The 23,963-nt window shown below is 39.8% G+C and carries 26 protein-coding genes and 1 pseudogene; 4 read left to right on the top strand and 23 right to left on the bottom strand.

The window, feature by feature from the left end; genetic code table 11:
• Nucleotides 1-35 precede the first annotated feature (35 nt).
• From ACZ5AE_RS19965 to ACZ5AE_RS19980, 4 genes are read right to left on the bottom strand one after another with little or no spacing between them, the layout of a single operon-like run.
• A complete protein-coding gene (locus ACZ5AE_RS19965) occupies nt 36-1,304 on the bottom strand; it encodes a peptidase (RefSeq protein ID WP_464566325.1) in 1,269 nt (422 codons plus the stop codon).
• Between the two features lie 32 nt (nt 1,305-1,336).
• Nucleotides 1,337-2,002: a 3-oxoacid CoA-transferase subunit B gene (locus ACZ5AE_RS19970; protein WP_464566326.1), complete on the bottom strand. Its 666-nt coding sequence runs from the start codon at nt 2,000-2,002 to the stop codon at nt 1,337-1,339.
• Complete coding sequence (locus ACZ5AE_RS19975) at nt 1,987-2,679, bottom strand: CoA transferase subunit A (RefSeq protein WP_464566327.1); 693 nt, start codon at nt 2,677-2,679, stop codon at nt 1,987-1,989. The genes ACZ5AE_RS19970 and ACZ5AE_RS19975 overlap by 16 nt, the downstream gene beginning before the upstream one ends.
• A 17-nt stretch (nt 2,680-2,696) precedes the next feature.
• Nucleotides 2,697-4,040, bottom strand: coding sequence for an aspartate aminotransferase family protein (locus tag ACZ5AE_RS19980; RefSeq protein WP_464566328.1), 1,344 nt, complete (start codon nt 4,038-4,040; stop codon nt 2,697-2,699).
• A 161-nt stretch (nt 4,041-4,201) separates the two neighbouring features.
• On the opposite strand from ACZ5AE_RS19980, the gene ACZ5AE_RS19985 reads away from it, so the two are divergent.
• Nucleotides 4,202-5,563 (top strand): TrkH family potassium uptake protein, encoded by a 1,362-nt coding sequence (locus tag ACZ5AE_RS19985; RefSeq protein WP_464566329.1) that lies wholly within the window; start codon nt 4,202-4,204, stop codon nt 5,561-5,563.
• 46 nt (nt 5,564-5,609) lie between these two features.
• On the opposite strand, the gene ACZ5AE_RS19990 is transcribed toward ACZ5AE_RS19985, so the two are convergent.
• A complete protein-coding gene (locus ACZ5AE_RS19990) occupies nt 5,610-5,753 on the bottom strand; it encodes a YjcZ family sporulation protein (RefSeq protein WP_464566330.1) in 144 nt (47 codons plus the stop codon).
• A gap of 119 nt (nt 5,754-5,872) precedes the next feature.
• Here ACZ5AE_RS19990 and ACZ5AE_RS19995 point away from each other — a divergent pair, with 119 nt between their 5' ends.
• Nucleotides 5,873-6,472, top strand: a complete 600-nt coding sequence (locus ACZ5AE_RS19995) for a DUF502 domain-containing protein (RefSeq protein ID WP_464566331.1) — start codon at nt 5,873-5,875, stop codon at nt 6,470-6,472.
• A gap of 158 nt (nt 6,473-6,630) precedes the next feature.
• On the opposite strand, the pseudogene ACZ5AE_RS20000 reads toward ACZ5AE_RS19995, so the two are convergent.
• From ACZ5AE_RS20000 to ACZ5AE_RS20040, 9 genes and pseudogenes are all read right to left on the bottom strand, one after another.
• A pseudogene (locus ACZ5AE_RS20000) lies at nt 6,631-7,591 on the bottom strand (IS1182 family transposase); the annotation flags it as partial.
• A 186-nt stretch (nt 7,592-7,777) separates the two neighbouring features.
• Nucleotides 7,778-8,209 (bottom strand): peptide-methionine (R)-S-oxide reductase MsrB, encoded by a 432-nt coding sequence (gene msrB / locus ACZ5AE_RS20005; protein ID WP_464573677.1) that lies wholly within the window; start codon nt 8,207-8,209, stop codon nt 7,778-7,780.
• On the bottom strand, nt 8,209-8,745 hold the full coding sequence (gene msrA, locus ACZ5AE_RS20010; protein ID WP_464566332.1) for a peptide-methionine (S)-S-oxide reductase MsrA: 537 nt from the start codon (nt 8,743-8,745) through the stop codon (nt 8,209-8,211). Before msrA ends, msrB begins: the two co-directional genes overlap by 1 nt.
• A 141-nt stretch (nt 8,746-8,886) precedes the next feature.
• Complete coding sequence (locus ACZ5AE_RS20015) at nt 8,887-9,471, bottom strand: YpmS family protein (protein WP_464566333.1); 585 nt, start codon at nt 9,469-9,471, stop codon at nt 8,887-8,889.
• A 5-nt stretch (nt 9,472-9,476) separates the two neighbouring features.
• The gene (locus ACZ5AE_RS20020; protein WP_464566334.1) at nt 9,477-10,307 is read right to left on the bottom strand and encodes an SGNH/GDSL hydrolase family protein; all 831 of its coding nucleotides are present in this window, start codon (nt 10,305-10,307) and stop codon (nt 9,477-9,479) included.
• 104 nt (nt 10,308-10,411) lie between these two features.
• Nucleotides 10,412-10,990 carry an SCO family protein gene (locus ACZ5AE_RS20025; protein WP_464566335.1) on the bottom strand — a complete coding sequence of 193 codons (579 nt, stop codon included), beginning with the start codon at nt 10,988-10,990 and terminating at the stop codon, nt 10,412-10,414.
• Nucleotides 10,991-11,068: 78 nt separating this feature from the next.
• Nucleotides 11,069-12,226, bottom strand: coding sequence for a Ger(x)C family spore germination protein (locus ACZ5AE_RS20030; protein ID WP_464566336.1), 1,158 nt, complete (start codon nt 12,224-12,226; stop codon nt 11,069-11,071).
• Entirely contained in the window at nt 12,210-13,331 is a 1,122-nt protein-coding gene (locus tag ACZ5AE_RS20035) for a GerAB/ArcD/ProY family transporter (protein ID WP_464566337.1), read from the bottom strand. Before ACZ5AE_RS20035 ends, ACZ5AE_RS20030 begins: the two co-directional genes overlap by 17 nt.
• A gap of 12 nt (nt 13,332-13,343) precedes the next feature.
• On the bottom strand, nt 13,344-14,858 hold the full coding sequence (locus ACZ5AE_RS20040; RefSeq protein ID WP_464566338.1) for a spore germination protein: 1,515 nt from the start codon (nt 14,856-14,858) through the stop codon (nt 13,344-13,346).
• 179 nt (nt 14,859-15,037) lie between these two features.
• Here ACZ5AE_RS20040 and ACZ5AE_RS20045 point away from each other — a divergent pair, with 179 nt between their 5' ends.
• Nucleotides 15,038-15,937 carry an MBL fold metallo-hydrolase gene (locus tag ACZ5AE_RS20045; RefSeq protein WP_464566339.1) on the top strand — a complete coding sequence of 300 codons (900 nt, stop codon included), beginning with the start codon at nt 15,038-15,040 and terminating at the stop codon, nt 15,935-15,937.
• Nucleotides 15,938-15,970: 33 nt separating this feature from the next.
• On the opposite strand, the gene tatC is transcribed toward ACZ5AE_RS20045, so the two are convergent.
• Entirely contained in the window at nt 15,971-16,702 is a 732-nt protein-coding gene (gene tatC, locus ACZ5AE_RS20050) for a twin-arginine translocase subunit TatC (RefSeq protein ID WP_464566340.1), read from the bottom strand.
• 109 nt (nt 16,703-16,811) lie between these two features.
• The gene (locus tag ACZ5AE_RS20055; RefSeq protein WP_213145112.1) at nt 16,812-17,006 is read right to left on the bottom strand and encodes a twin-arginine translocase TatA/TatE family subunit; all 195 of its coding nucleotides are present in this window, start codon (nt 17,004-17,006) and stop codon (nt 16,812-16,814) included.
• A gap of 298 nt (nt 17,007-17,304) precedes the next feature.
• Between ACZ5AE_RS20055 and ACZ5AE_RS20060 the strand changes: the two genes are divergently transcribed.
• Nucleotides 17,305-17,547, top strand: a complete 243-nt coding sequence (locus ACZ5AE_RS20060) for a hypothetical protein (RefSeq protein WP_464566341.1) — start codon at nt 17,305-17,307, stop codon at nt 17,545-17,547.
• 63 nt (nt 17,548-17,610) lie between these two features.
• On the opposite strand, the gene ACZ5AE_RS20065 is transcribed toward ACZ5AE_RS20060, so the two are convergent.
• From ACZ5AE_RS20065 to ACZ5AE_RS20095, 7 genes are all read right to left on the bottom strand, one after another.
• Complete coding sequence (locus ACZ5AE_RS20065) at nt 17,611-18,099, bottom strand: dihydrofolate reductase (protein WP_464566342.1); 489 nt, start codon at nt 18,097-18,099, stop codon at nt 17,611-17,613.
• Nucleotides 18,096-18,890, bottom strand: coding sequence for a thymidylate synthase (locus ACZ5AE_RS20070; protein WP_464566343.1), 795 nt, complete (start codon nt 18,888-18,890; stop codon nt 18,096-18,098). The genes ACZ5AE_RS20065 and ACZ5AE_RS20070 overlap by 4 nt, the downstream gene beginning before the upstream one ends.
• Before the next feature lie 58 nt (nt 18,891-18,948).
• Nucleotides 18,949-19,644 (bottom strand): anthrax toxin lethal factor-related metalloendopeptidase, encoded by a 696-nt coding sequence (locus ACZ5AE_RS20075; protein WP_464566344.1) that lies wholly within the window; start codon nt 19,642-19,644, stop codon nt 18,949-18,951.
• 196 nt (nt 19,645-19,840) lie between these two features.
• Entirely contained in the window at nt 19,841-20,419 is a 579-nt protein-coding gene (locus tag ACZ5AE_RS20080) for a TerD family protein (RefSeq protein ID WP_464566345.1), read from the bottom strand.
• An 18-nt stretch (nt 20,420-20,437) separates the two neighbouring features.
• Nucleotides 20,438-21,052 carry a TerD family protein gene (locus ACZ5AE_RS20085; RefSeq protein ID WP_464566346.1) on the bottom strand — a complete coding sequence of 205 codons (615 nt, stop codon included), beginning with the start codon at nt 21,050-21,052 and terminating at the stop codon, nt 20,438-20,440.
• 21 nt (nt 21,053-21,073) lie between these two features.
• Nucleotides 21,074-22,180 (bottom strand): toxic anion resistance protein, encoded by a 1,107-nt coding sequence (locus ACZ5AE_RS20090; protein ID WP_464566347.1) that lies wholly within the window; start codon nt 22,178-22,180, stop codon nt 21,074-21,076.
• Nucleotides 22,181-22,183: 3 nt separating this feature from the next.
• Nucleotides 22,184-23,821 (bottom strand): YceG family protein, encoded by a 1,638-nt coding sequence (locus tag ACZ5AE_RS20095; RefSeq protein ID WP_464566348.1) that lies wholly within the window; start codon nt 23,819-23,821, stop codon nt 22,184-22,186.
• Nucleotides 23,822-23,963 lie beyond the last annotated feature (142 nt).

Consider the following 23,963-nt stretch of genomic DNA (forward strand, 5'->3'; position numbering starts at 1 on the left):
AGACTTTTCGCCTGCTGTATTCTGATTTTACAACACTATTCCTGTACTCCGCACCATTTCAAAATTGTTAAAGCGATAATCTCGCTTGCGGCAAACATTTCATCAAGTATGATATATTCATTGGCATCATGGGCAATTTCCGTTGTCCCCGGGCCGAATACGACAACTGGTGTATTCCCCACGGCTGATAGAATTCCGCCATCGGTTCCCCACGGGCTTGCCTCCACCACTGGGTCCTCCCCATTTACTTCTCTGAAACTCGCAGACAGATCCTTCATTAATGGGTGGCCGCTTTCCATATTACCAGGCAGCCATCTGCCGCCAAACCATTCGATGGTTAAAGGATGATCCTTAAACCACGAATCCTGCTCATTTAACCCGTTAAGACAAGCTGCCATTTCAGCCTGAGCAGATTGCATTGTTTCATTTGGGGCAACCCCCATCCTGCCTTCAATCACAGCAGTGTCAGGCACCGAAGAAGGCCATTCACCGCTACTGATTTTTCCAATATTAATGGGAATTGGGATTGGTATTTGCTGATAAAGCGGGTCTGAAATTTTGCTATTTCGGTCTTTCTCTAATTGCTGCAATCTTTGGATGACTTTTACCGATTTCTCAATTGCACTGACGCCTTCGTAGCGGGTTCCACCGTGTGCTGCCTTGCCTTTTACGGTAATTCTAAACCACATAGACCCCTGCTGTTTTGGGAAAATTTTCATATTAGTTGGTTCTGGGATTATCGCTCCGTCAGCACAGTATCCTCTTAGTACAGCAGCAAGTGTTCCCGCGCCGCCGCTTTCCTCTTCTATAACACTCTGAAAAATGACGTCCCCTTTAAGTTTTATTCCAGAGGCAATTATGGACTCAAGCGCCATTAATAGGGCGGTGGTTCCCCCTTTCATATCGGTAGCTCCCCTGCCGTAAAGCTTCCCGCATTCGATATGCCCGCTAAAGGGATCCCGTTCCCAGCTTGATTCATTGCCAACAGGAACCACATCAATATGACCATTGAGGATGAGCGATTTTCCTCCGCCTGTGCCTTTTAACACAGCAACCAGGTTGGGATTTCCCTCGAAGTTATATCGATCACAGCAGTAGGCTGGATGATTTTTTAATTCTTCACTGCCAATTTCCCAAATATCAAGTGTTAAGCCAAGCTGGCGGCATTTTTCAATGAGAATTGCTTGTGCACTGCTTTCGTTCCCTCTTGTGGAGTTCTCCCTGACAAGTATTTGCAAGAGCCTTGCCCCTCTTGCCCGATTCTCCTTCAACCATGTTTTGATTTGATCTTCATGAGTTTGCATCTGCACCACTCCCTTTATTAACTATGCTGCATTTAATAGGGGATTTCTCTCAATTTTTCACTAATCGCAAATTCACATTGAGTTTTATTGACTATGTCTTCAAGATTACCTTGGGCAAATATTTCCGTTAAAAGCAGTCCTTCATCTGTCACTTGAAATACAGCTAATTCAGTAATAATCAAATCCACACATTCCCTGGAGGTAAGGGGCATCGTACACTCCTTGACGATTTTTGAGCGGCCATGTTTATCACAGTGGTTCATCAAAACAATAACTTTCTTGGCCTTTTGGGCCAGCTCCATTGCCCCGCCCATCCCCGGGACCTTCTTGCCAGGTACAATCCAGTTCGCTAAATCTCCCTTCTGGCTTACTTGCAGGGAGCCTAAAATCGTGATATCTATTTTGCCGCTGCGAATCATGCCAAACGAAACCGCACTATCACAATAAGAACCGCCAATGTTTAACGTGACGGGAAATCCTCCGGCATTACATAGGTTTTCGTCCTCTTCACCTTTTATCGGACTTTGGCCCATTCCTGTAATGCCATTTTCCGCATGAAAAATAACGTTTACCCCTTTATTAAGGTGATTAGGAACAAGGGAAGGGATGCCGATACCAAGATTCACTACCATCCCATTTTGAATCTCTTCGGCTGCACGTTTCGCTAGTTTATTTCGTATATCTACTCCCATGCCCATTTCCAGTTCACCCCTTTAGTTGGAATGATATAATCCACAAACACGCCAGGTGTAATAATTTCTTCCGGATTAAGGGCGCCAAGGGGAACAATTTCCTCTACTTCAGCAATCGTGACCTCGCCCGCCATGGCCACAAGCGGATTGGTATTGCGGGCACTCTTGTCATAAATTAAATTTCCATATTCATCAGCCTTTTTCGCAAATACGATGGAAACCTCCGCTGTTAATGCTTCCTCAACTAAATATTCTATACCGTTCAGCGTTACCCTCTGTTTACCTTCCGCTACCAGTTCAATGTCCTTGCCAATATCGGATAAAATTCCAGGGAGTCCTACACCGCCAGCACGAATTCTCTCAGCTAGAATGCCTTGTGGGGAAAACTCCACCTCAAGCTTCCCCTCATGCATGAACTGACCGGCAAATGGATTTGACCCTATATGCGAGGCAATCACTTTTTTCGCCCTTTCCTGGCTGACCAATTTTCCGATTCCAATATGGGGAAAACCTGTATCATTTCCGATTAGTGTCAAATTACGAATCCCTTTTTCGAGAATCCCATCAATTAAACCTGGCGGAGTCCCTACACCGCCAAAGCCGCCAAACATTAATGTCATTCCGTCATGAAAAAACTCCATGGTCTTCTCTAAGGTTGTGATCTTGCCAAATGGGTTTTCCATCCTTTTACACCACCCAGTCATTCCGATAAATTGATTTCCTTTGAAAAGACTGAAAATGCTTCCGTTAATAAGTAAATTAATTCATTCATTTCTGCTTCGGTAATCGTTAATGGAGGTGAAATTATAATCGAGTCACCATTTACCCCATCTATTCCAGCACCTGCCGGATATACAATCAGTCCTTTTTCCTTGGCAAGCTCGACTATTCTTTGCGTAACTTGCACATTTCTTGAAAACGGTCTTCTTGATGTTTGGTCCTCGACAAATTCAATTCCGAGCAGAAGGCCTATACCTCTGACATCCCCTATAAACCAAAATTGGCTCTTTAATTTCTCAAGTTCCTTTCTTAAAAACTCACCCTTGCTTTCAACTGTTCTTATAATCTGATTTTTTTCCAAATATTCAAGGACCGCAAAAGCAGCAGCACAGCTTTGTGGATTGGCACTCAATGTATGACCACTCATAACCACTTTTGAGCCGGCCAGAATCGGCTCGATGACTTTATCGCTGGCAACAGCAGCGGCAATCGGTGCATATCCCGCTCCAAGTCCCTTTCCTAACGTGACAATATCTGGAATGACGCCCCAATGCTCAGATGCGAGCATCGCTCCAGTCCGGCCAGCTCCTGTCATTACTTCATCTGCAATTAACAAAATGTCATGGTCATCACAAATTTTCTTAATCGTTTTAAAATAATCCTTTGGCGGGGAAATGGCTCCGCCTGCAGCACCAATGACAGGCTCTGCGATAAAGGCGGCAATATTGTCTGCTCCGATTCTGTTGATGGCTGTTTCTAGCTCACGGGCGCAGAGATATTGGCAGGCAGGTGCTTCAAGATGGTATGGACAGCGGTAACAATAAGGGGGATGGATGACTGGAAAATCCTCTAAAAGTGGAACAAATCTTGCCCTTCTTCCGGGATGACCGGACATCGAAAGCGCTCCCAAGGTAATCCCATGGTAACTGACCCATCTGGACAAAATCTTGTGTTTTGTGGATATTCCTTTTTCCTGCCAATATTGAATTGCCATTTTCATGGAAGTTTCTGTGGCTTCGGAACCGCTGTTAACGAAAAAGCTCCAATTTAAATCTCCCGGCAGCAGCTTAGCAATCTTTTTAGCCAGTTTTTCAGCTGCTTCACTGGTAAACTGCGAGCGGTACACGAACGAGACTTTTTGGGCCTGCTGTTCCATAGCCTTAATAATCTCTTTTTCTCCATGACCGATATTGGCTGTGACAGCTCCAGAAGCGGCATCTAAATACTTCTTTCCGTTCTTATCATATAAATAGACACCTTTTCCATAATCGATGATTGGATATGCCCCATCAAGCATGGGCTTAATTAAATACGACTGTTCCACCCTATAAACCACTTCCCTCTGCATAATGCAAAATTAAGAAGCTAATAGATTCATTTCCTTATTGAAATTGTATGATTCACCATTTTGTTTCTTTCCGGCCTTTTACAATTTGCAAAGCTTATTATAGAATAACAGGGAGATTATATAAGGAATGAATTTAAATGGACTCAATGAAGAAGCTTCAGACGAAAACGAGGGATATTTCGACATTTCAATTAATTTTTATCTTTTATTTATCTGCACTAATTATTTCGACACTCCTATTGAAATTACCTTTCGCCCACCTTCCAAATGTAAAAATCAGCTTTATTGATGCAATGTTTACAGCTGCCAGCGCCATCAGTGTTACCGGATTAAGCGTCATTACCTTGAAGGATACGTTTAACAACTTTGGAATTTTTCTACTGTGCGTCATTCTTCAAGTAGGCGGGCTTGGCGTTATGTCTTTAAGTACTTTTCTTTGGGTGATGCTGGGAAAAAAAGTAGGATTAAAGGAAAGACAATTGATCATGATTGACCACAACCAATCAAACCTTTCAGGATTGGTCCATTTGGCTAAGAGAATATTTATTTTTATCATTACAATCGAATTTATCGGAGGAATTATATTAGGTATTCATTTACTAAAATATTATGACAGGATCTTACCCGCGTTTAAACAGGGTTTTTTTATCTCTATCAGCGCAACAACGAATGCCGGATTTGATCTTACGGGGGCATCCCTAATTCCTTATGACCATGACTACTTTCTTCAATTTTTGGTTATGCTGTTAATTATCATTGGAGCAATCGGGTTTCCTGTGATCGTTGAGGTAATTGATTTCTTCTTAAATTTAAAGAGCAAAAAAAAATTTCACTTTACCTTGTTTACAAAATTAACAACCTTGACCTTTGTAATTCTTACTATCCTTGGCGGAATCATTATTTTCCTACTCGACATTCATCATTTTTTTGCGGATAAAAATTGGCACCAATCTTTTTTTTATTCCTTTTTCCACTCTGTTACAACCAAGAGTGCAGGCCTTGCGACTACAGATTTAGGTGAATTCACAGAAAGCAATCAGCTATTTATATCGCTGCTAATGTTTATTGGCGGTTCACCAAGCAGTGCGAGCGGAGGAATCAGAACAACTACTTTTGCCATTATTATTTTAACGATATTTTTCTATGCTCAAGGCAAAGGGACTGTAAAAATATTCAAAAGGGAATTACACCACGACGATGTAATAAAGTCTTTTATCGTCATGACAACAGGAGCATTCCTGTGTTTGATGTCAATCATTATCTTGTCCATTACTGAAAATAGCAGCTTAATTGCTGTAATCGTTGAGGTCACTTCTGCGTTCGGAACGAACGGATTGTCTCTAGGGTTAACACCGCATTTATCAACGTTCGGTAAAATGCTAATTATTATATTAATGTTTATCGGAAGAGTTGGTATTGTTACCTGCCTTCTAATGTTAAGGGGTAAAGGAAGGAAAGAAACATTCCATTATCCTAAGGAAAAGGTAATTATCGGATAAAAAAATGAAAACGGCTGACCCCAGTTTAGGAGTCAGCCATACTTTTTTAGTAGGTCCAGCTTGCGCCAACGATAATCAACAGAATAAACAAGACAACTATTAACACAAAACTGCCATATCCATATCCAAATCCACCGTAGCCGTAACCCGGGTAGCCGCAGCAGCCGTCATGACCATATCCACCATACATTCGCATTCACTCCTCCAAAAATTGTATCTTTTCAAGATTACTTTATGTAGTAGGTGCTTGACCTGTATGTGCATTCGCCTATATTATGAAAGACGATATTAGTTTGGCAGGTGAGATGAATGAAAGCAATTTTAAAAAGCTTTATTAACGGGATTTTGACGATTGTTCCGATTATACTGGTCATTTATGTAATATACAAAACGTTTTTATTTTTGGATGGGCTGCTTGGTGACCGGTTACGACCGTACTTAAAGGAAGATTATATACCTGGCATCGGCTTGTTGACGACCATTATCCTGATTACCCTGTTGGGCTGGCTATCGACTAAGTACATTTCAGGAAAAATCATTCGGCTAATTGATCGGCTGCTGGAAAAAATCCCTATAGTAAAAACAATTTATTCAGTCATAAAGGACACTATACAATCCTTTTTGGGGGATAAGAAATCTTTCTCCAAGGTGGCTTTGGTTGTCATCCCCGGAACTGAGATGAAAAGTATGGGGTTCATTACATCCGAGCAGCTAGAGGATTTTTACAGTCCATTAAAGGACCATGTTGCTGTATATATTCCACAGACCTTTCAGGTGGCAGGCTTTACCTTTCTCATTCCAAAGGAACAGATTGAAATTATTGATGTGAAACCAGAGGATGCCATGAAATTTATCCTGTCAGGCGGGATGACGTCCAGTTCAAAGCAGAAGGAAAACAGTTCAATTTAAAAAAATCCGCTTCACTGCGGCTCAGATTGTCGAGAAAGTATATTTTTCTCGGCAATTTTTTATTTTATCAGAATCCGGAATTCATTTTTTATGAAAAATTGTTCCTGCTAATGGGCCTGTTGATTTCCGCTCCAGATGCTTCGCTTTCCGCGGGCGGTTCGGGATTTCCATTTAGGGAATAAGCCGGTAGTAGGATGGAATCTTCTATGGGCAATAACTCCAAATATATTACGATCCGAAAGTCCCTTACAAATAGGATTAGTGAGATAGCCTGAATCTAAAGCAACAGCTTCAACCATAAAACCAAACCGTTGGACCTGACGGTCCAATCGATTCAGGTAAGGAACGTAATCATGAACATTACCGGGAGTGACATAGACATCAGTAATGATATTGAATTTCATGACTGTAGTCCGATGATCAAGATAACAGAACATTTCCTGCTTATTTTCACGGGACATAAAACCACATTCAGGAATCTGTTGTGCATACTCGAATTCCTTTTGTCTCTTTCACTTCCTCTTTTTCCTTTAACGGCTTTTTTCCATGATTAATTCTATCCTCTTCTATAGCTTTATTAAGATCCTCAATATATTCGCGAGTTTCTACTTCTACCTCTTCCTTTGTAAACTTATGTTTATTGGCGTTTGCCTTTAAATGAGTTGAATCCGTAAATAAAACTCGTCCTCCAACCATTTTATGATTCATTGCCTGCAGAACAATCTCATCAAATATTTCCTGAAATATATCGGTATCAATTTCCGTATTGATAACTTTGAAACGATGTTGGCGATTCCAACTGATCGTAGAATGATGTGGAACCGGATCGTGGAATTTTAACCCTAAAAACCAACGGTAGGCAATGTTCATTTTAATTTCTCTTTCAAGTTGTCTTTCAGATCGAATTCCAAAAAGGTATCCAATAAACATCATTTTAAAAAGAATTAATGGATCAGATGGGCGGCCGTTATCCTCACTATAAAATGGACGAACTTTTTCTAAAAGAAATGAAAAATCTATATATTTATCAATCAAGCGAAGAGGGTGGTTGTCTGGAACTAATTCATCAATAGAAACAAATTCGTATTCACTTTGGCTAGACTCTTTTGGTTTAAACATTGATTTCACCACTTATTTGATTATTTATTGGTTGAGTTACAGGTCTTTTGATTAACACCTGTTGAAAAGTCTTATGTATTAGTAACATTATAACAAATTAACGCGGTGAATTATTAAAGAATACGAATAAAAATAGAGGCTGTCGAGGGTTTCTCGACAGCCTAAGCCGCTTCACTGCGGCTTTTCTTATTCAAATAGTTTATTAAATTGCCCATACCCTTCTTCTTCGAGTTTTTCTTTCGGGATAAATCGTAATGCCGCAGAATTGATACAATACCTCAGGCCAGTTGGTGCCGGTCCATCGTTAAATACGTGTCCTAAGTGGGAATCTGCTGATTTGCTCCGCACCTCGGTACGGATCATAAAATGGCTGTGATCCGCTTTTTCTGTAATTTCCTCTTCTTCAATCGGCTTTGTAAAACTCGGCCAGCCGCAACCGGCATCGAATTTATCGCGCGAACTAAAGAGTGGTTTTCCTGAGACAATATCTACATAGATGCCCTCTCTTGTTTCATTCCAATATTCATTTCTAAATGGCGGTTCTGTGCCGTTATTTTGCGTGACTTCAAATTGCATCGGTGTAAGCTTTTTCTTTAAATCTTCCTTGTTTTGATTCATCATTCTTTATCTCCCCAGTGCTCTTGAATAAACCCGGCTCTTCCTGATCCAATACGATACCTTTGATAATGAGCTGGATTTTTCTTATAGTAATGCTGATGGTACTCCTCGGCCGGATAGAAAGGCTTTGCCTGCAAAATTGGGGTCACAATCGGCTTTGTAAAACGACCGCTTCTCTCTAGTACCTGCTTTGATTCTTCTGCAAGTCTTCTTTGACTTTCATTGTGATAAAATATAGCCGTTTGATAGGATTGACCGCGGTCATAAAACTGGCCTCCAGTGTCCGTTGGGTCTATTTGCTGCCAAAATAATTCAAGCAATTTTTCATACGGAAAAATTTCCGGGTCAAACGTAATTTGTACCGCTTCATAATGTCCAGTTGTATCAGAGCACACCTGCTGATAGGTTGGATTTTCTACCGTCCCGCCAGTATAACCCGAAATGACACTTTTAATGCCCGGAAGCTCATCAAATGGTTTCACCATACACCAAAAACAACCACCTGCAAATGTCGCCAATTGTTCTTTACCTTCCATGCGCTTCACCCCGTTCTTCTTAGATTCTTTGCTAGTTATGAGTATACAAAATGTTGCTTTAAAAAGGAAATTTGCTGATTAAAAAACGGACCAGTTCATCTGGTCCGGCAAAATAACATTTCTTCTTGTTCAAGTGCATGCCTAATCAACCGGCACCAAGATCGTAAAGGCGATTTGGTCCTTTTTTAAATCAAATTGATCCACTTTAATTTTCAAATCACTTTTCAGCCTTAATTGCTGCATATGGACATAAATCAATTTGTCATTCGGTCTAATTTCGACACCTTCAGGAAGTTTATAATTATCTCCAATAAACTTTAGAACATAAGAAATCGGCAGAGGCAGACTTCCAACAGACATGGATTTCTGCTTTAGAACTAAATCTCCGTTCTTTTGCGCTTCTGGTTCAAATGTCAATTTCATTTTGACCTGTTCACTAAAAACCGGAATACTTCCATACAACTCCACCTCGTCTCCCAATAAAACACGATAAGCAACTGGAGAATCGGAAGACTCTTCATTTAGATAATGATTAATCAGCTTATTCAAATCGTATTTGTTAGAGTTCACATGAAAGGACACATGGTCCCCTTTTATTTCCTTCATTTGAGTGCTTTTTTTATCTGCATCCGAGCCCGTACCCAACACAAGCGATAGGATAATAATTGCGAATAAAAGGTTGATTCCCGCCAAGACTAGGAATCCAACTTTCCATTTGTTTTTCATAAAATCTAATTCTCCTCTGTACTAACCATATACGGCTTCCTGTCCAAATCAGGCAAGACCTGTTCTTCCATTGTTTCATTTAGCCGCTGGGCAATCAATTCATAGCCCTTATCATTTGGATGAAAATTATCAGTGAATAGGAGGTTTTCACTGCTGTTTAAAAATATATCTTCAATCGAAACGAAGTAAGCATTGGGATATTGTGATATGACCGATTGACCTGCTTGGTTCCAATCGGAAACAATCTGATCAAATTCCTCAATATCTTTAAACCACTTTGAAAAAGGATTATAAAGACCCACCAACACTATGGAGGCATTGGGATTATCTTTGACTATTGTCTCTATTATCTGAATCAAATGTTTACGGTAGTTTTCCTTTTCATCCATAAAAACGGAATACTCAAGATTTGAGAGATGGTCTCTGACCACCTTCATGATATCGTTGCCGCCAATAGTCAGAATAACCAAATCGGCTTTATTTAAGACAGGCTTTATTTCAGGTGCTTTCAGCCTTTTAAGCAATTGGGTGGTTCGGTTCCCCTTTACCCCGTAATTATAGAAATCTACATCCTTAATGCCTTTTTCATTTTCCAGCAATGTTTCTAAATAAGGCAAATAGCCGCCATTTCCTGTACTATCGCCAACACCTTGTGTTAAGGAATCTCCTGCGGAGAGAACTGTTAAGGTGCGTGGAATAAAATCAGCAGGTACAGGCTCATAGACCGGCACAGCCGTTTGCTTTGCATGATGTAGTTCCCATTCTCCAGTTTCGCTGCAAGAACCCAGGAAAAAGACTAAGAGAATTAGAAGGGGGAAAAATTTATTCATATCCATTCACCTGCCTTCTAAACTAATTTTATTATAACATGACAAAACTCATTCAAAACAAATCTATAATACCATCATATTCCCAGAAAAAAATAGACCTGTATAACGGCCTATTGCAATATTTTTATATCCTGAATCATTTCATCAAACGGAACATCTTTATATAAATTATATGATTTTTTAATTTTTCCATCTGGACCTACCAAATAGACATAAGTTTGGTGGATGACCTGGTTTTCATTTTGCGGCTTTTTTACTAAGGTCTTAAATGTTTTCATCGCATAGCTTTCAATAAATTGCTGTGAATATCCGGTTAAAAAGGTCCAATTAGAGAAATCTGCCCCAAATTGGTTTGCATAACGAGTCAGTACCTCAGGGGTGTCAACAGTGGGGTCAACACTGAAGGAGACAAATTCAACATTCTTTAACTTTTCATCCTTAACCATTTTTTGCAGTTTTGTCATATTCGCAGTCATCGGTGGGCAAACATCGGCACAGCTAGTAAAAATAAAATCGGCGATCCAGATCTTACCCTTTAAATCCTTTAGTTCAACAGCTTTATTGTCCTGGTTCACCGCAGAAAAATCAGCTGTATCCCAGTTTAGAGCATCCTTAATCTCTTTTTTGCCGCAAGCAGCAAGCAGCATACTAGAAATGACTAATAATATAATAACTGGCCGTAAATTCATTTATACACACTACCTTCCTTTTTTCCATCCGTGAATAGTTTAACAAAGTTTTTAAAATGAGGGAAGGAAAAGAGTGTATTAATCAATTACTCCTGTCTTTACAATGGTATTTTTTACATGAACTTCAAATTTAGCATCTTTATAAATTCTTCTCCAATCCTTTGGGGTGACTTCTTTTCCGCGTATATGACTAATATATTCATTGCCAATCCCGACTGGGTCGACCCCCTTTTTTTGAAAAAAAATGAGCAAATCGTGAATTTCCTTTTCCATTTTCTTTTCTATCTGCCTCTCGATAAATTTAACATTATTAGCACTTGTCAATTCAAGAGGCGCGGTTGATTCTAACAGCCTTGATGCAAATTTAATCTCGATTCTAAATCGCAGGTTTTTCTTATCCACTAATTTGATTTTGGTATTACTGCGAATATTATCAATACTTAAAAATAATTTATCATAAACCGCCCGTAAATTCCTGCCCTCTCTTTCCTTTAAAATTCTTCTGAAGTCCTCACGATTAAATCCCAATTCTTTGGTTCCTGATTTATATTTTTCCGCTAAAATTTTCAAGAAAAAGAGTTTATTGGTCGGCAATATTCCAACTAACCTGTCGTTTTTAAAAAGGGCCGTACCCGCAACCGACACATCGCCATTTTCCAATTTGAGGAGGGGTAAAACAGGATCTTTTCCATTTTCATGATAACCCTGATTAAACTCCTGCAGCGTTGGTGAGAGCATCTGCTCACTTTGGACATTTTGCCTGATTAAATTATACAAATATGTTCCAAGATTAAGCTTTACATTTTTCTTACCCACGTTGATGATGGATGAAGCTTCATTCTCCGCAACCATCAAAAAAACTAGATTGCCAACGTTAGGGTCACGATTGAGCGTATCAACAAGCTGATTTATCCCCTTCTCGGCAAGTTCCCTGCTGTAAACGACACATCGCAACTGTCCTGAAACAAGCCTTTGGTCTGAACGAAGATTTTGTTTCAAACGAATAGTTCCACTTGTATGGGCATCTACCGAAATGACCTTGGTCACATTTCGGGCCAACGGATCAAATTTATGAACTACCACCGTTCCCCTAATTTTATTTTTCCCATCTAAATCATAGCCAACAGCCGTGATAAGCCCTAATTTCTCTAATTGCCTCTCCTCCACGCAACCGGATAAACAAAAAGAACAAACCAGCAATGATATTGCATATTTCCATTTAGGACCCAGTGGCATGATTTTTCTTCCCCCTAAAAAACTTCTTTTTAAAAGAAACAATAAAATATAAAATAATCGGGTAACAAATCGCCGCATAAAAGCCGAATTTTCCGATTATGTCGGAAACCAGATTCATCTGATATCTTGCTTTGATAAAAAATGATGCTCCAAATATTAAGCTAGCGATAATCCATAGCCCCCATTTTTGTTTTCCGGCAAAAATGCGTGAAAATCCTTTCGAGGCTGACCACAAATAAAAACACAAATTAGGCAGGATAATAAGCATCCAAAAAGAAACAGCGATAATTTCGAATCTTTCCAAATTGGGAAGGCGGACTATTTTGAACAACGATATAACAGGCCAAATGGTTTGTTCCAAACTTCCGCCTGCATAATAAATTATCGATACAAACGTAACAAGTGTGAAAATAAAGGCAGTATATGCATTGCCTATTTGAGAGAAAATTTGAGTTTTTTCTTTTTCTTTTATATATGGATAAACAAATAGGACTGATTCCATCCCAAGCATTGATAAGGAGGAATTGTGGGCTCCAATTAGAATTTGTCCGATATCGGCATCTAATATAGGAAGTATATGATTAATTTCCGAATGTTTTAACGGAACAAAAAGGACGAAAACCATCCATATGGTACCCATTACCGACAAAAAGGCGGTTCCGACAACCACCCTTATCCCTCCATACACAGCATAAGCAGAAAGCATAATCAACACTAACCCAAGCTGCCAGGTTGGAAGGTTTGGAAATATCCACACCTGAACAATTTCTATGTAATTCATATAAATCACAAAAAAGGCGGCCGTTAAATAAGTCATATAAACCAGGCTGAGGAAGTTACCCAGCCATTTTCCAAACACATCAAAATGAATACCATATAAATCGGCGCTTTCATATTTCCCAAGCATTTTTACTATGAACAGCAAGGCAACGGCTCCCAGCACCCCTGCCAAAAAGACCGAAATCCAGCCATCATGGCCTGCATCTAAATAAACAACCCTAGGCAGGCCCACAAGCCCTACACCAATTTGCGTGGAGTGAACAATAAATATGACCAGGAATGCATGAACCTGCAATCCATCTCTTGGCTTAACATTCACCTCCATTTCCATCGCCCTCTATTCATCTATATCTTTTTTTAGCTTTGCTTGTTTTTCTGAAAAACGATCTTTGTCTATTGGTTTATTGGTCAAAGGACGTTTGGCAAGATATTGATAAGGCACAAGGAAAAAACTATATCCCAGATCTCGCCATTGTAAAGGATAAACCGGCGAAAGATATGGTTTGCCCAGTGTCTCCAGTCTTAGCAGATGAATGATAAAAAAACAAAATGCAACCATAATCCCAATTCCGCCCCATATTCCAGCAATAATAATAATCGGAAAACGAATCATTCTGATTGCCGTACCCATTAAATAACTTGAAGTTGTAAAGGACCCGAGAGCGCTTAATGCAATCATAATAATTAGAATGTTACTGGTAAAACCTGCCTGAACGGCTGCCTGTCCAATGACAATACCACCTACAATACCGATGGTCTGGCCTACTTTTGTTGGCAACCTGGCGCCGGCCTCGCGAAGCAGCTCTATGACAAATTCTAGCAGCAATGTTTCAAAGACCGGTGGAAAGGGTACCTTTGACCTTGACTCACCCAATGTAACCAGCATCGGCGACGGTATAACCTCATAATGATACGTCAGAACCGCAACATAGGCAGGCGTCAAAAGGACGGATAAAAAAAGTGCCGTCAATCGCAAGACCCTTAAGAACAGCCCCATATTCCACCGCATATATACATCTTCAGTAGACTCAAAAAAGGAAAAAAAGGTCGTTGGACCATAAAGGCAATCCGGGCTGCGATCCATTAGGACAGCCACTTTGCCTCTGTATAGGGCGATGGAAACACGATCAGGCAGCTCAGTCGTAATCAGCTGAGGAAACACACTCCAGCTGTTATTTTCAATCAGATGTCCAAGGACAGTGTTTCCGGGGACATAATCTATTTCAAGTCCACTTATCCTTTGTTTAAAGGTGGTGACAAGTTCCTCATCGGCAATTCCCTGAATGTAGACGAGTTTCGCTTTTGTTTTCACCCTTTTCCCCACTACCAGGTCCTGCATGCAAAGGTTTGGGTCCTTTAAATTGTTTCTTAGGATATTCATGTTGCTGAGGAGGGATTCCGTAAACGAAATCTTCGGGCCATAAACGTTTGATTCTGTTTCCGGCTTCTCCACTCCACGTTCAACTGTCTTACTGAGATTTGTTAATAGACCATACGGGTCCCCTTCTACATAAATATAGACATTACCTTCTATTAGTCCGCTGATAATTTCACCTAATTGATTGGTTACTGTTAAGATAGATAATGGCAAAATTTGCGTGAACTCTTGGACTGACCATTCGATTTTCTCATTATTTTGAATCGGCGCAAGAATAAATTCATCCAAACTACTCTTGTCAATCAAGCTTTCTAAAAAACAAAAGACGATTCTATTCCCGTTTTTCTTCAGATGACGAAAGGTAATATCCGAATAGAGCAGGTCGTTTTTTAATTGCTCTTTCAATTCATCGATATATAGGCTATGGGCTATAAATTCTTCCCGTGACTTACTCTCTTTTTTCCATTTGAACATATTCAAGCACCTATTGTTGTCAGTTTAGCTTATTTTTTCCAATTAATTATTTTTTACCCAAATTCGAAAACAGTCTAAATGATAAAAAAAATTTTGAGAATAACAAAATAATATGGTATTATGAATGAGTATTCATTCATAGGTGAAAATTATGAATTTTCAAATAATATAAAAGGAGAGTGAACTTATTGAATCGAATTGGCCCTATTATCATCGTGGAAGGTCCAAATAGCAGCAAAGTCCCTTTCTCACGGAGCTTGTATATCGACTGCGAAGAAAAGGTGCTAATTGACAGTGGAGCAGAGGCAAAAGCTCTTCTTAATCTGGACCACGAAAAAGGCATTGATCTCATCATCAATACCCATTACCATCCAGACCATACCCGACATAATCACCTATTCCGAGATGCGACAAAACTTATAAATAAGATTGAATTTGAAACATCCAGGACTGTGGAAGGAATTGCCCATGCCAATGGAGTCTATCAAGAGTGGGGTTATAAAGGTGTGGAAGCATGGAAAAAAACTCTTCCACAGGAATTGGTTCAAAATCTTGGGGGATTTTCAGGAACATATGAATACGAGACAGAATATGTATTTGATGATGTAAAAGTAGTGTTTTTGCATACTCCTGGACATACAAGCGGCCTAGCTTGTCCTTACTTTCCAGAGCTCGGCGTTGTGTTTGCTGTTGATTATGATATGACCACCTTTGGTCCATGGTATAACGGGACTGATGGTAATATCGAAGATTTCATCAATTCAGGCAAACGGCTTTTGGCTCTCGACGCCGATACTTACATTACAGGCCATCAAAAAGGGATTTTTACGAAAGCAGAATTTACAGAAGCCATGGATAAATTTCTTGCGGTGATCAATCGAAGAGATGAGATTATCGAAGAATATATCCAGCAGGGACTGAGCTTTGAAGAAATATCAAAAATTGGGATATTTTATCCAAAAAGCTCACTCACCAATCCACTTTTAAATACATGGGAGCGAATCGGCATCCGCAAGCATCTGCGGAGGCTCGGCTATTCAGTGGAAGAAAAAGCTGCTGAAATTATAAAATTAAAATAGAATGGTCTATGGACCATTCTATTTTTATTAGGTTTAATTAATTTCTACCAATTCTTCTTGTTCTTTCCTTATCTTTTTTCGATACACAAATTTAGATAGATTAATGCTGACCTCATAAAGAAGCAATAGTGGCAATGTCACGACGAAATCAGACATAAAATCGGGTGGTGTAATAACAACCGCAATGATAATTAATACAAAATAAGCATATTTACGGATCTTTGCCAGCACAAACGGATTAATAATTCCAAGCGAGGTTAAAAACATGACCACCACCGGAAGTTCGAACAGGACTCCAAATGGCAGTGTCATATTCAAGATAAAGCTGAAATAGCGGTCAGCAGTAAAATTGGTCACAAACATATCTTGGCCAATGTTCACCAAAAAGTTAAGTACCATAGGAAAAATGGCAAAATAGCCGAACGCCAGACCGGCAATAAATAAAATGAACAAAGCCGGAACATATGATAGCGTAATTTTTCTTTCAATCGGTTTCAAGGCGGGTTTGACAAACAGCCATATTTGCAGCGCCAGCACTGGAATCGTCCCAGCAATTGCAACAACTCCAGCAAGCATGAAATAAATCCACATTATATCACTTGGACCAAGCACCAAAAGCTTTGTACTGCCAACAAACCATTTATAAATATCATCAACATAAATAAAGCCAGCTATAAAAAAGACTACAAAAGCCAGCGCTGAGATAATTATCCGTTTTCGTAATTCTTCTAAATGATCAACTAACTGTAGTTCTTTATCTTCCATGAGTTTCCCCTGCCAATTTCAATGGTAGTTCTTAATTTACCAGTTTTCTCTCGTTAAAACAGTTTAAAAACTGAGAAGAAAAAGGTGCAAGACACAAAATCTTACACCCCTATTTGCTCAATTTTTCCTTTTCTTCCTTAATGTCTTCCATCACATCGTCGGTAAGTTCTCGTGTAGACTTTTTAAATTCTTTTAATGTTTGTCCAAAGGCACGGCCAATTTCCGGTAGTTTTTTCGGTCCAAAAATAATAAGCGCAAGTGTTAATATAAGGATCAAACCCGGTACACCAATATTAGAAAACATAATTTACAGCCCCTTTGAAAATAAGTAACTTCTTAACATGATTATAGTATTGATTAATCATTTTGGGATAATTATTTGCAATAATTCATATTAAATTCACAATATCCAATAAAAATAACATGACTGTGATTTTGCATTTAATATATCAACTCTATAAAAAATTTAACAATAACATCAATTGAAGTCAACGTTCTTTTTTTAAATGGAATTTTTAAAATATTTTGACAATTATTAGAAACTTGCATATAATTGGTACATTAAAACATATACTTTTGAAAAATTGATTTAAAAAAAGGATGTGAGTGGGTTGGAATTTTCTCTTTTTAGTTTTGACGGGGCCTTGCCAGTCGAGGTAACAATTGACGATGACAATGGAAGGTATACCATTCGGAAAAGTGATCGGAGCGGTGAATATTTTAACAGTCCGAAAGAATTAATTACTTGGATTAAGGCACATTTCCATGAGGAAGAATTCTGCCATCCACACGAATTCCGAGGAATGTTAGCAAAACTATCAGAGTATGAATTAAACGGATATTAAAAGCATCAGCCGCAGCTGATGCTTTTTTGTTTTACAATGCAATCGAATGGTTATATAGATTACTTAATCTCTTCGTTCATAAATTCTAAATTCATAATCGTAGGGGTTTTTTTCGTCCTTTATACCTTTTTCGTAGGAAACAAGTACCCAGTCATTCTCGTTGAATTCCGGAAAAAAAGTGTCACCTGCAAATTCCTCATTAATAAAGGTAATGTAAAGACGATCGGCAAAAGGAAACGTCTCTTTAAAAATTTCTGCCCCACCGATGACAAAAATTTCATCATTTAGCTCCCTGCTGTAGCCAACGAATTCATCAACGGAGGTAAAGACTGTACATTCCTCAGGTTGATATTCTTTCTGCCTGGTTATAATGATGTTCTCCCTTCCCGGAAGGACTCGGCCGATTGATTCATGTGTCTTACGCCCCATGGCAATCGGATGCCCCATGGTTACTCGCTTAAAGAACTTTAAATCCTCCGGCAGGTGCCATGGCAGCTGATTGTTTTTACCAATGACCCGGGTTTTATCCATTGCGACGATAAATGAAATCATACGCTGACGACTCCTTTGATATGCGGATGCGGGTCATAGTTTTCTAACGTAAAGTCCTCAAATTTGAAGGAAAAGATGTCCTTAACTTCAGGATTGATTTTTAATTGCGGCAATGGTCTCGGGTCTCTTTCCAACTGCAGTTGTACTTGCTCCAGATGGTTTTGGTAGATATGAACATCCCCAAAGGTATGGACAAACTCACCTGGCTTTAAGCCGCATACCTGAGCAATCATCATTGTCAGCAGGGCATAGGAGGCAATATTAAAAGGCACTCCAAGAAACACATCGGCTGAGCGCTGATAAAGCTGGCAGGATAATTTTCCATCCGCCACATAAAATTGGAACATACAATGGCATGGAGGCAACGCCATTTTATCAATTTCAGCCACGTTCCACGCATTGACAAGCAATCTTCTGGAATTGGGATTCGTTTTAATTTGCTCGATTAACTCACTTATTTGGTCAACCGTTTGGCCGTCGGCGCCTGTCCAGGAGCGCCATTGATGACCGTAAACTGGACCCAGCTCACCATTTTCATCGGCCCATTCATTCCAGATTCTAACTCCGTTATCCTGAAGGTATTTAATGTTTGTATCACCATTTAAAAACCATAAGAGTTCATAAATAATGGATTTTAAATGAAGTTTTTTGGTTGTCATAAGAGGAAAGCCGTCCTCTAAATTAAATCTCATTTGATAGCCGAATGTGCTGATGGTTCCGGTGCCTGTGCGGTCACCCTTGACTGTTCCATGCTCAAGCACATGCTTGCATAGGTCTAGATATTGTATCAAAATTTTACACTCCCTTAATCGCTGTTCATATTTTTTCATTTTACCAATAAGCAGGCACTTAAAAAAGGTTTTTAATAAAATTAAATGTGTCTGGCGCTTTCAATTTTAAATGTTCTTTAGATTCAGAATTTAAAAAATACATCGCAAAGACTTCAGCAAAATATTCTTCCGGATATTCAAAATAGCTATTGCCCCGGAACAATTTCTCATGCTCGTTATCCATAAGTGTTTTAAATTCCTTCGTTTGGCTTACATTATTTAGAATAATATGGTCGATGGAGTGCGCCATTTCGTGCAGTTCTAGGTTGATGGAGCCATGCCCCTTGCCTTTATTGCTGGCACCTATTTTGACTAATACAACCTTCCCTCCGCCGGTGCCAGGGACATCATCCCAAGTGGTATTTGCCGGATAGCCTCTTGGAATCTTCCCTTTCAGCTGTCTTGCTGTTGGGTTATCGGTAAGCTTTCCTGTAAAAAGTTTTAAGGTAATGCCATTTTGATATATTTTATTTTTTAAAGATTTAGGTAATGTGCCCACCCTGTTAATTATTTTAGCAGCCTCTTTTTCATCAAATGGTTTCGGCGGTAAAATAACAATTTGGTTTACATTATTTGGATGTATTTTAATAGATTTATAGAGTTGCGAATTTTTCGAGAAATCAGTGATCCGCATTCCATTAATCGAGGCTTTTGATGTTGTTACGGAAACTAGGGACAAGGTGACAATAAAAAAAAATATAACCCATTTATGCATATTCATCCCTCATCTAGCAAGTATTTTACTAGGATTATAGCATGGAAATAGGTTAAATATTTGGACATTTTATGAAGGATAGATGAAAACTCGTCAATTGATGAGTCGGATCGATGAAAACAGAGGCGTAGTTAGATTTATACTGGTTATTAGCAAAAATAGCCGTCAGGATATTTCCCGACGGCTGCTTTTAAAACTATACCTCCAAACCAAAATTTCGGCAAAGTGCAGCAAGTCCTCCTGCAAAGCCGCTGCCTACGGCATTGAATTTCCAATCGCCATTTTGACGGTACAGTTCACAAATGACGACTGCAGTCTCAACCGAAAAGTCTTCGCCAAGGTCAAACCGTAGGATTTCACGGTCTGTTTCTTCATCGACAACACGGGCAAAGGCGTTGCTGACTTGACCAAAATTTTGGTTCCGCATTTCAGCATCATGAATCGTTACAGTAATAGCAATCCGATGGACGTGGGCAGGTACCTTGCTGAAATCAATCTTAATTTGCTCATCATCGCCATCTCCTTCACCAGTTCGGTTGTCGCCAGTATGCTCTACCGCTCCCGAAGGATCCGTTAAATTATTATAGAAGACAAAATCCAAATCATTGGTAACCCGGCTGTTTGCATCCGTTAAAAATGCAGATGCATCGAGGTCAAAATCGTTGCCGCCATGATAGCGGTTCGTATCCCAGCCAAGGCCCACAATCACTTTGGTTAAGCCAGGATTGGTTTTTGTCAAATCAATTCTTTGACCTTTTGCTAAGTTAATTCCCATTTGTATCACCCCACAAAATTAGCTATAAGAACGAACGACTTCACTCAAGGAAGCAGCATTTGTGCCATTTCCGATTGCGGCAAACTTCCACTCATTTCCGTGGCGATAAATTTCACCGGTAACGAGGCAGGTTCTGCCGCTATAATCATCTGTCAAATTATAATGAATTAATTCTTGTTGATTGCCCGGATTCACCACTCTGATAAAGGCATTGCGGATCATGCCGAAATGCTGCTTTCGCTTAACACAATCATAAATATTTACCACGAAAACAAGCTTCTCAATATTAGACGGCACTCTGCTTAAATCAATCATGACTTGCTCGTCATCACCGTCTCCATCGCCGGTCAAATTGTCGCCGGAGTGTTGGACAGACCCGTCAGCGCTCTTTAAATTTCCAAAATAAATAACATCTTTGTTATTTTGCAGGCGGTCATTCGCACCTAGCATAATAACGGAAGCGTCACAATCAACATTCGGAGCACTACCGCCCCCAAACAAAGAACCGAAGAAGCCGCCTCCTCCGCCGCTGCTTTGAACCGGGTCCCAGCCCAAGCCCACCAAGATTCTAGTCAAACCAGGGTTGCCTTTTGTTAAATCTACTCTTTGTCCTTTTTGTAAATTAATTGCCATGTCTATCACCTCATCAAAATTTTAGTATTGCTGTTTAATTTTCTTAAAATTATCCTGCAGCTGTTCCAAACGCCTTGTGCCTTCCTGGCGCAGACGTTTATTTTCCTCTTCAATGGCTTTTGTTTCCTGCAGGCCTTTGAGAATAATATTCCAGGATTCTTCAATCGTTTCGATCTTAATACTCGGGCCGCCGGCAAGCCTTGCTATATCGGCACTTTGCTGGGAAATATTCTGGGCATTTCTGAGCAGCATCTCATTGGTGCGCCGGTCAAGCTCGCTCATCGAATCAGCAACTAGCTTTTGCCTTTTGGCTGCCACAGCTTGAATTAAACCATTTTTAAAAATCGGAATCGTGGTTACAAAAGCAGAATTAATTTTTCCTATTAATTTCGTGTTCCCACGCTGTAGCATACGGATTTGCGGCGCCGTTTGCAGGGCAACCATTTTCGCCATTTCCAAATCGTAAATCCGCTGCTCCAATAATTCGATAGCATTCCTTAATGAGTCCAGCTGCATGGAAGCAAGCTGATCACCAGAAGCAGCACGGGCTTCGAGCTGCGGCAGCTGATTATTTTTTAAATCCTCAACCTTTAATTCGCCAGCAACCACATATTTCTCAAGCGTTAAATAAAATTGGTAGTTTTGTTCGTACATGGATTCAAGCATGTTGGTGGAATCAACCATTTCAGAACGGTACTTGGATATTTCCACATACACCTTATCAATTTCCGAACCCATCGTCTGATATTTGCCAAACAGCTTTTCGACCATTTTTTCGCCCTTTTTAAAAAGCTTAGAGAACAAGCCTCCTGAGGACTTTTGAAAATCCTTAGGATCAAATTTATCCATAATGCGTCCAAGCTGTTTTAACAGTTCGCCGGAATCCTCCACTTTAGTTGTCCGCATGTTGCTTAAGATTTGGTCGGAAAACCTGGAAATTTGCTCAGCAGGTTCTTTTCCGAATTCAAGGACCTGAATTTGGTCACGCTCATCAATCGAACGAGCAAGGTTTTGGATTTCTGGTTCCTTGCGAAGGGCAAGCTTAATGTCTGAGACTTTTTTTTCCGTCAGCATGTCCTCGGCAGGCTGAGGGGTTAAATCACTGGATGGATTTGGTGTTAAATTCATGCTTTAATCTCCCCTTAAATTTTTTAAAATGCCATGAAAAAGACCTTTTTTAAATAAAGACGGTTCTTTATACTCAAAGTCAAAAACCATATCATCAAGCCAGTGGATATCGAAATTTATCGAATCAAGGTAATTTTCAATGTCATTATGTCCAGTTGGATTGTAAAGGATGATATCAATGCCAAATTGATTCAATAGCAGCAGCAGGGCCACATCCGATCTCGACAGCATTCCTGTTGTTTCATTATTAAAAATGATTAACTTCGGGACCTCCTGCGAGTAGTCAAATTTCTCGATTAGCTGAATGATATTCTTTGGCATAAACATCGCCTGGGTGAAGAGAAATATTTTCACTTCCTCAATACCTTCCATTGCCAAAGGCTTCAAATCCGGCTTATCGCACAAACTTCTAACCGCTGCCGCGATTCCTTTTTGCAGCCCAGTTGGCAAAAAGGAATATGGCCAGTAATGGGCCTGCATCATTTTTTCCGGTACAACCAGACTATCATTGCCCAGCGCATTACGATAGTGGAACCGAAAATCACTGGAGCTAGGGATGGTCATAGGGAGCCTGCGGAGAAGCAGCGTATTATCCAATTGACATAACGAATGAAGGCGGTCCCAATATTCTTTTCTGTTTTTGCTGACACCTTGTATTTTTGCGAATAGTGACGGAATCTGAACTTTTCCATCCTTGACTTCAAAATCAGGGCGAATCATCGCCGCTTCTTTACTGAGAATAAACAGTTCATCATAAGTAGTCCGAAGCGTGATTGAAGAAGGTGTATAGTCTCTTAACTGCCAAGGCTTGTAAAGACCTGAACCTTCCTGGTTAAGAATGTTTTCAATTTCTTTGGAGGCCCGGTAAGCAACGGTTGCTTTACGGGTCCGCTTTTCAGTAGGAAAGGGCTCGGCCGGAAGGTTTTGCTCAAATTGATGAGTAAACACGGGCTCCTTAAGCAACCCCTCCAAACCATTCTTGCCTTCCGGATGGAAAAAGATAATGTCACAGCCAAGCTGGATTAAATAAAATAGGAAGTACTGATGACTCTTTTTGAAATCGCCATACCATAAAAATCGCGGCATTTCCCGTTGCGGGTCTGTTGTTTCGAGTCCCGGCCGGAGATGATTGATGGTCCATTTTACGATATCAACGAGAACTCGCCTCAGGTCCGGATTTTTGATTCCTTCCCTTTCAAGGGAGGCAAATAATTCAAGGGTAGAAATCATTGCTTCGCGCAATTTCCGATGGATGACCGGGTCTTTCGATTTTAATAACAGCTGTTCCCCCTCCAAAAAAGCGGTGAAACGGTTAATTGACAGCTTTTGTTCCTGATTAATGTTAATCACCTTTTGGATGGATTGGAAGTGGGCATTGTTTATGGACTTATCAAGAGAATCGTCACTTAATAAGTGTAAATTTAAATCTGGCGACTGGACGTAGTCGAAAAGCTGATTATAATATTCATCTGTGTCAAATGGTATTCCAAGGAAAATCCCGACAACTTGGCCGATTTTAATGGTCCCATTCTCGATTGAAAAATTGGGCCGCTCGGGCAGCTTCCTTTGGAGCATGCCAAGCCAATTTTCATATGAAAGGGCTAAAGGCCGGGGATTTAAATGATTTAAAGGTGGATGCATCTTAGTCCCTTCCTTTGAAGCAAAAACTTTTATTCTTCGTTAGCAAATTATGTAAGATTCCCTTATCATTATCATCATAACACAGTTAGCAAAATGGTTCATTTGTTTATACGAATGAAGTCAATAAATGTTTCAGATTTGG

It is taken from the genome of Neobacillus sp. S1227, from assembly GCF_055385255.1.

Coding starts and splice junctions, on each gene's coding strand:
- ACZ5AE_RS19965 (WP_464566325.1), bottom strand. CDS start 1,304: ATGCAAACTCATGAAGATCAAATCAAAACATGGTTGAAGGAGAATCGG.
- ACZ5AE_RS19970 (WP_464566326.1), bottom strand. CDS start 2,002: ATGGGCATGGGAGTAGATATACGAAATAAACTAGCGAAACGTGCAGCC.
- ACZ5AE_RS19975 (WP_464566327.1), bottom strand. CDS start 2,679: ATGGAAAACCCATTTGGCAAGATCACAACCTTAGAGAAGACCATGGAG.
- ACZ5AE_RS19985 (WP_464566329.1), top strand. CDS start 4,202: ATGGACTCAATGAAGAAGCTTCAGACGAAAACGAGGGATATTTCGACA.
- ACZ5AE_RS19990 (WP_464566330.1), bottom strand. CDS start 5,753: ATGTATGGTGGATATGGTCATGACGGCTGCTGCGGCTACCCGGGTTAC.
- ACZ5AE_RS19995 (WP_464566331.1), top strand. CDS start 5,873: ATGAAAGCAATTTTAAAAAGCTTTATTAACGGGATTTTGACGATTGTT.
- msrB (WP_464573677.1), bottom strand. CDS start 8,209: ATGAATCAAAACAAGGAAGATTTAAAGAAAAAGCTTACACCGATGCAA.
- msrA (WP_464566332.1), bottom strand. CDS start 8,745: ATGGAAGGTAAAGAACAATTGGCGACATTTGCAGGTGGTTGTTTTTGG.
- ACZ5AE_RS20015 (WP_464566333.1), bottom strand. CDS start 9,471: ATGAAAAACAAATGGAAAGTTGGATTCCTAGTCTTGGCGGGAATCAAC.
- ACZ5AE_RS20020 (WP_464566334.1), bottom strand. CDS start 10,307: ATGGATATGAATAAATTTTTCCCCCTTCTAATTCTCTTAGTCTTTTTC.
- ACZ5AE_RS20025 (WP_464566335.1), bottom strand. CDS start 10,990: ATGAATTTACGGCCAGTTATTATATTATTAGTCATTTCTAGTATGCTG.
- ACZ5AE_RS20030 (WP_464566336.1), bottom strand. CDS start 12,226: ATGCCACTGGGTCCTAAATGGAAATATGCAATATCATTGCTGGTTTGT.
- ACZ5AE_RS20035 (WP_464566337.1), bottom strand. CDS start 13,331: ATGGAGGTGAATGTTAAGCCAAGAGATGGATTGCAGGTTCATGCATTC.
- ACZ5AE_RS20040 (WP_464566338.1), bottom strand. CDS start 14,858: ATGTTCAAATGGAAAAAAGAGAGTAAGTCACGGGAAGAATTTATAGCC.
- tatC (WP_464566340.1), bottom strand. CDS start 16,702: ATGGAAGATAAAGAACTACAGTTAGTTGATCATTTAGAAGAATTACGA.
- ACZ5AE_RS20055 (WP_213145112.1), bottom strand. CDS start 17,006: ATGTTTTCTAATATTGGTGTACCGGGTTTGATCCTTATATTAACACTT.
- ACZ5AE_RS20065 (WP_464566342.1), bottom strand. CDS start 18,099: ATGATTTCATTTATCGTCGCAATGGATAAAACCCGGGTCATTGGTAAA.
- ACZ5AE_RS20075 (WP_464566344.1), bottom strand. CDS start 19,644: ATGCATAAATGGGTTATATTTTTTTTTATTGTCACCTTGTCCCTAGTT.
- ACZ5AE_RS20080 (WP_464566345.1), bottom strand. CDS start 20,419: ATGGGAATTAACTTAGCAAAAGGTCAAAGAATTGATTTGACAAAAACC.
- ACZ5AE_RS20085 (WP_464566346.1), bottom strand. CDS start 21,052: ATGGCAATTAATTTACAAAAAGGACAAAGAGTAGATTTAACAAAAGGC.
- ACZ5AE_RS20090 (WP_464566347.1), bottom strand. CDS start 22,180: ATGAATTTAACACCAAATCCATCCAGTGATTTAACCCCTCAGCCTGCC.
- ACZ5AE_RS20095 (WP_464566348.1), bottom strand. CDS start 23,821: ATGCATCCACCTTTAAATCATTTAAATCCCCGGCCTTTAGCCCTTTCA.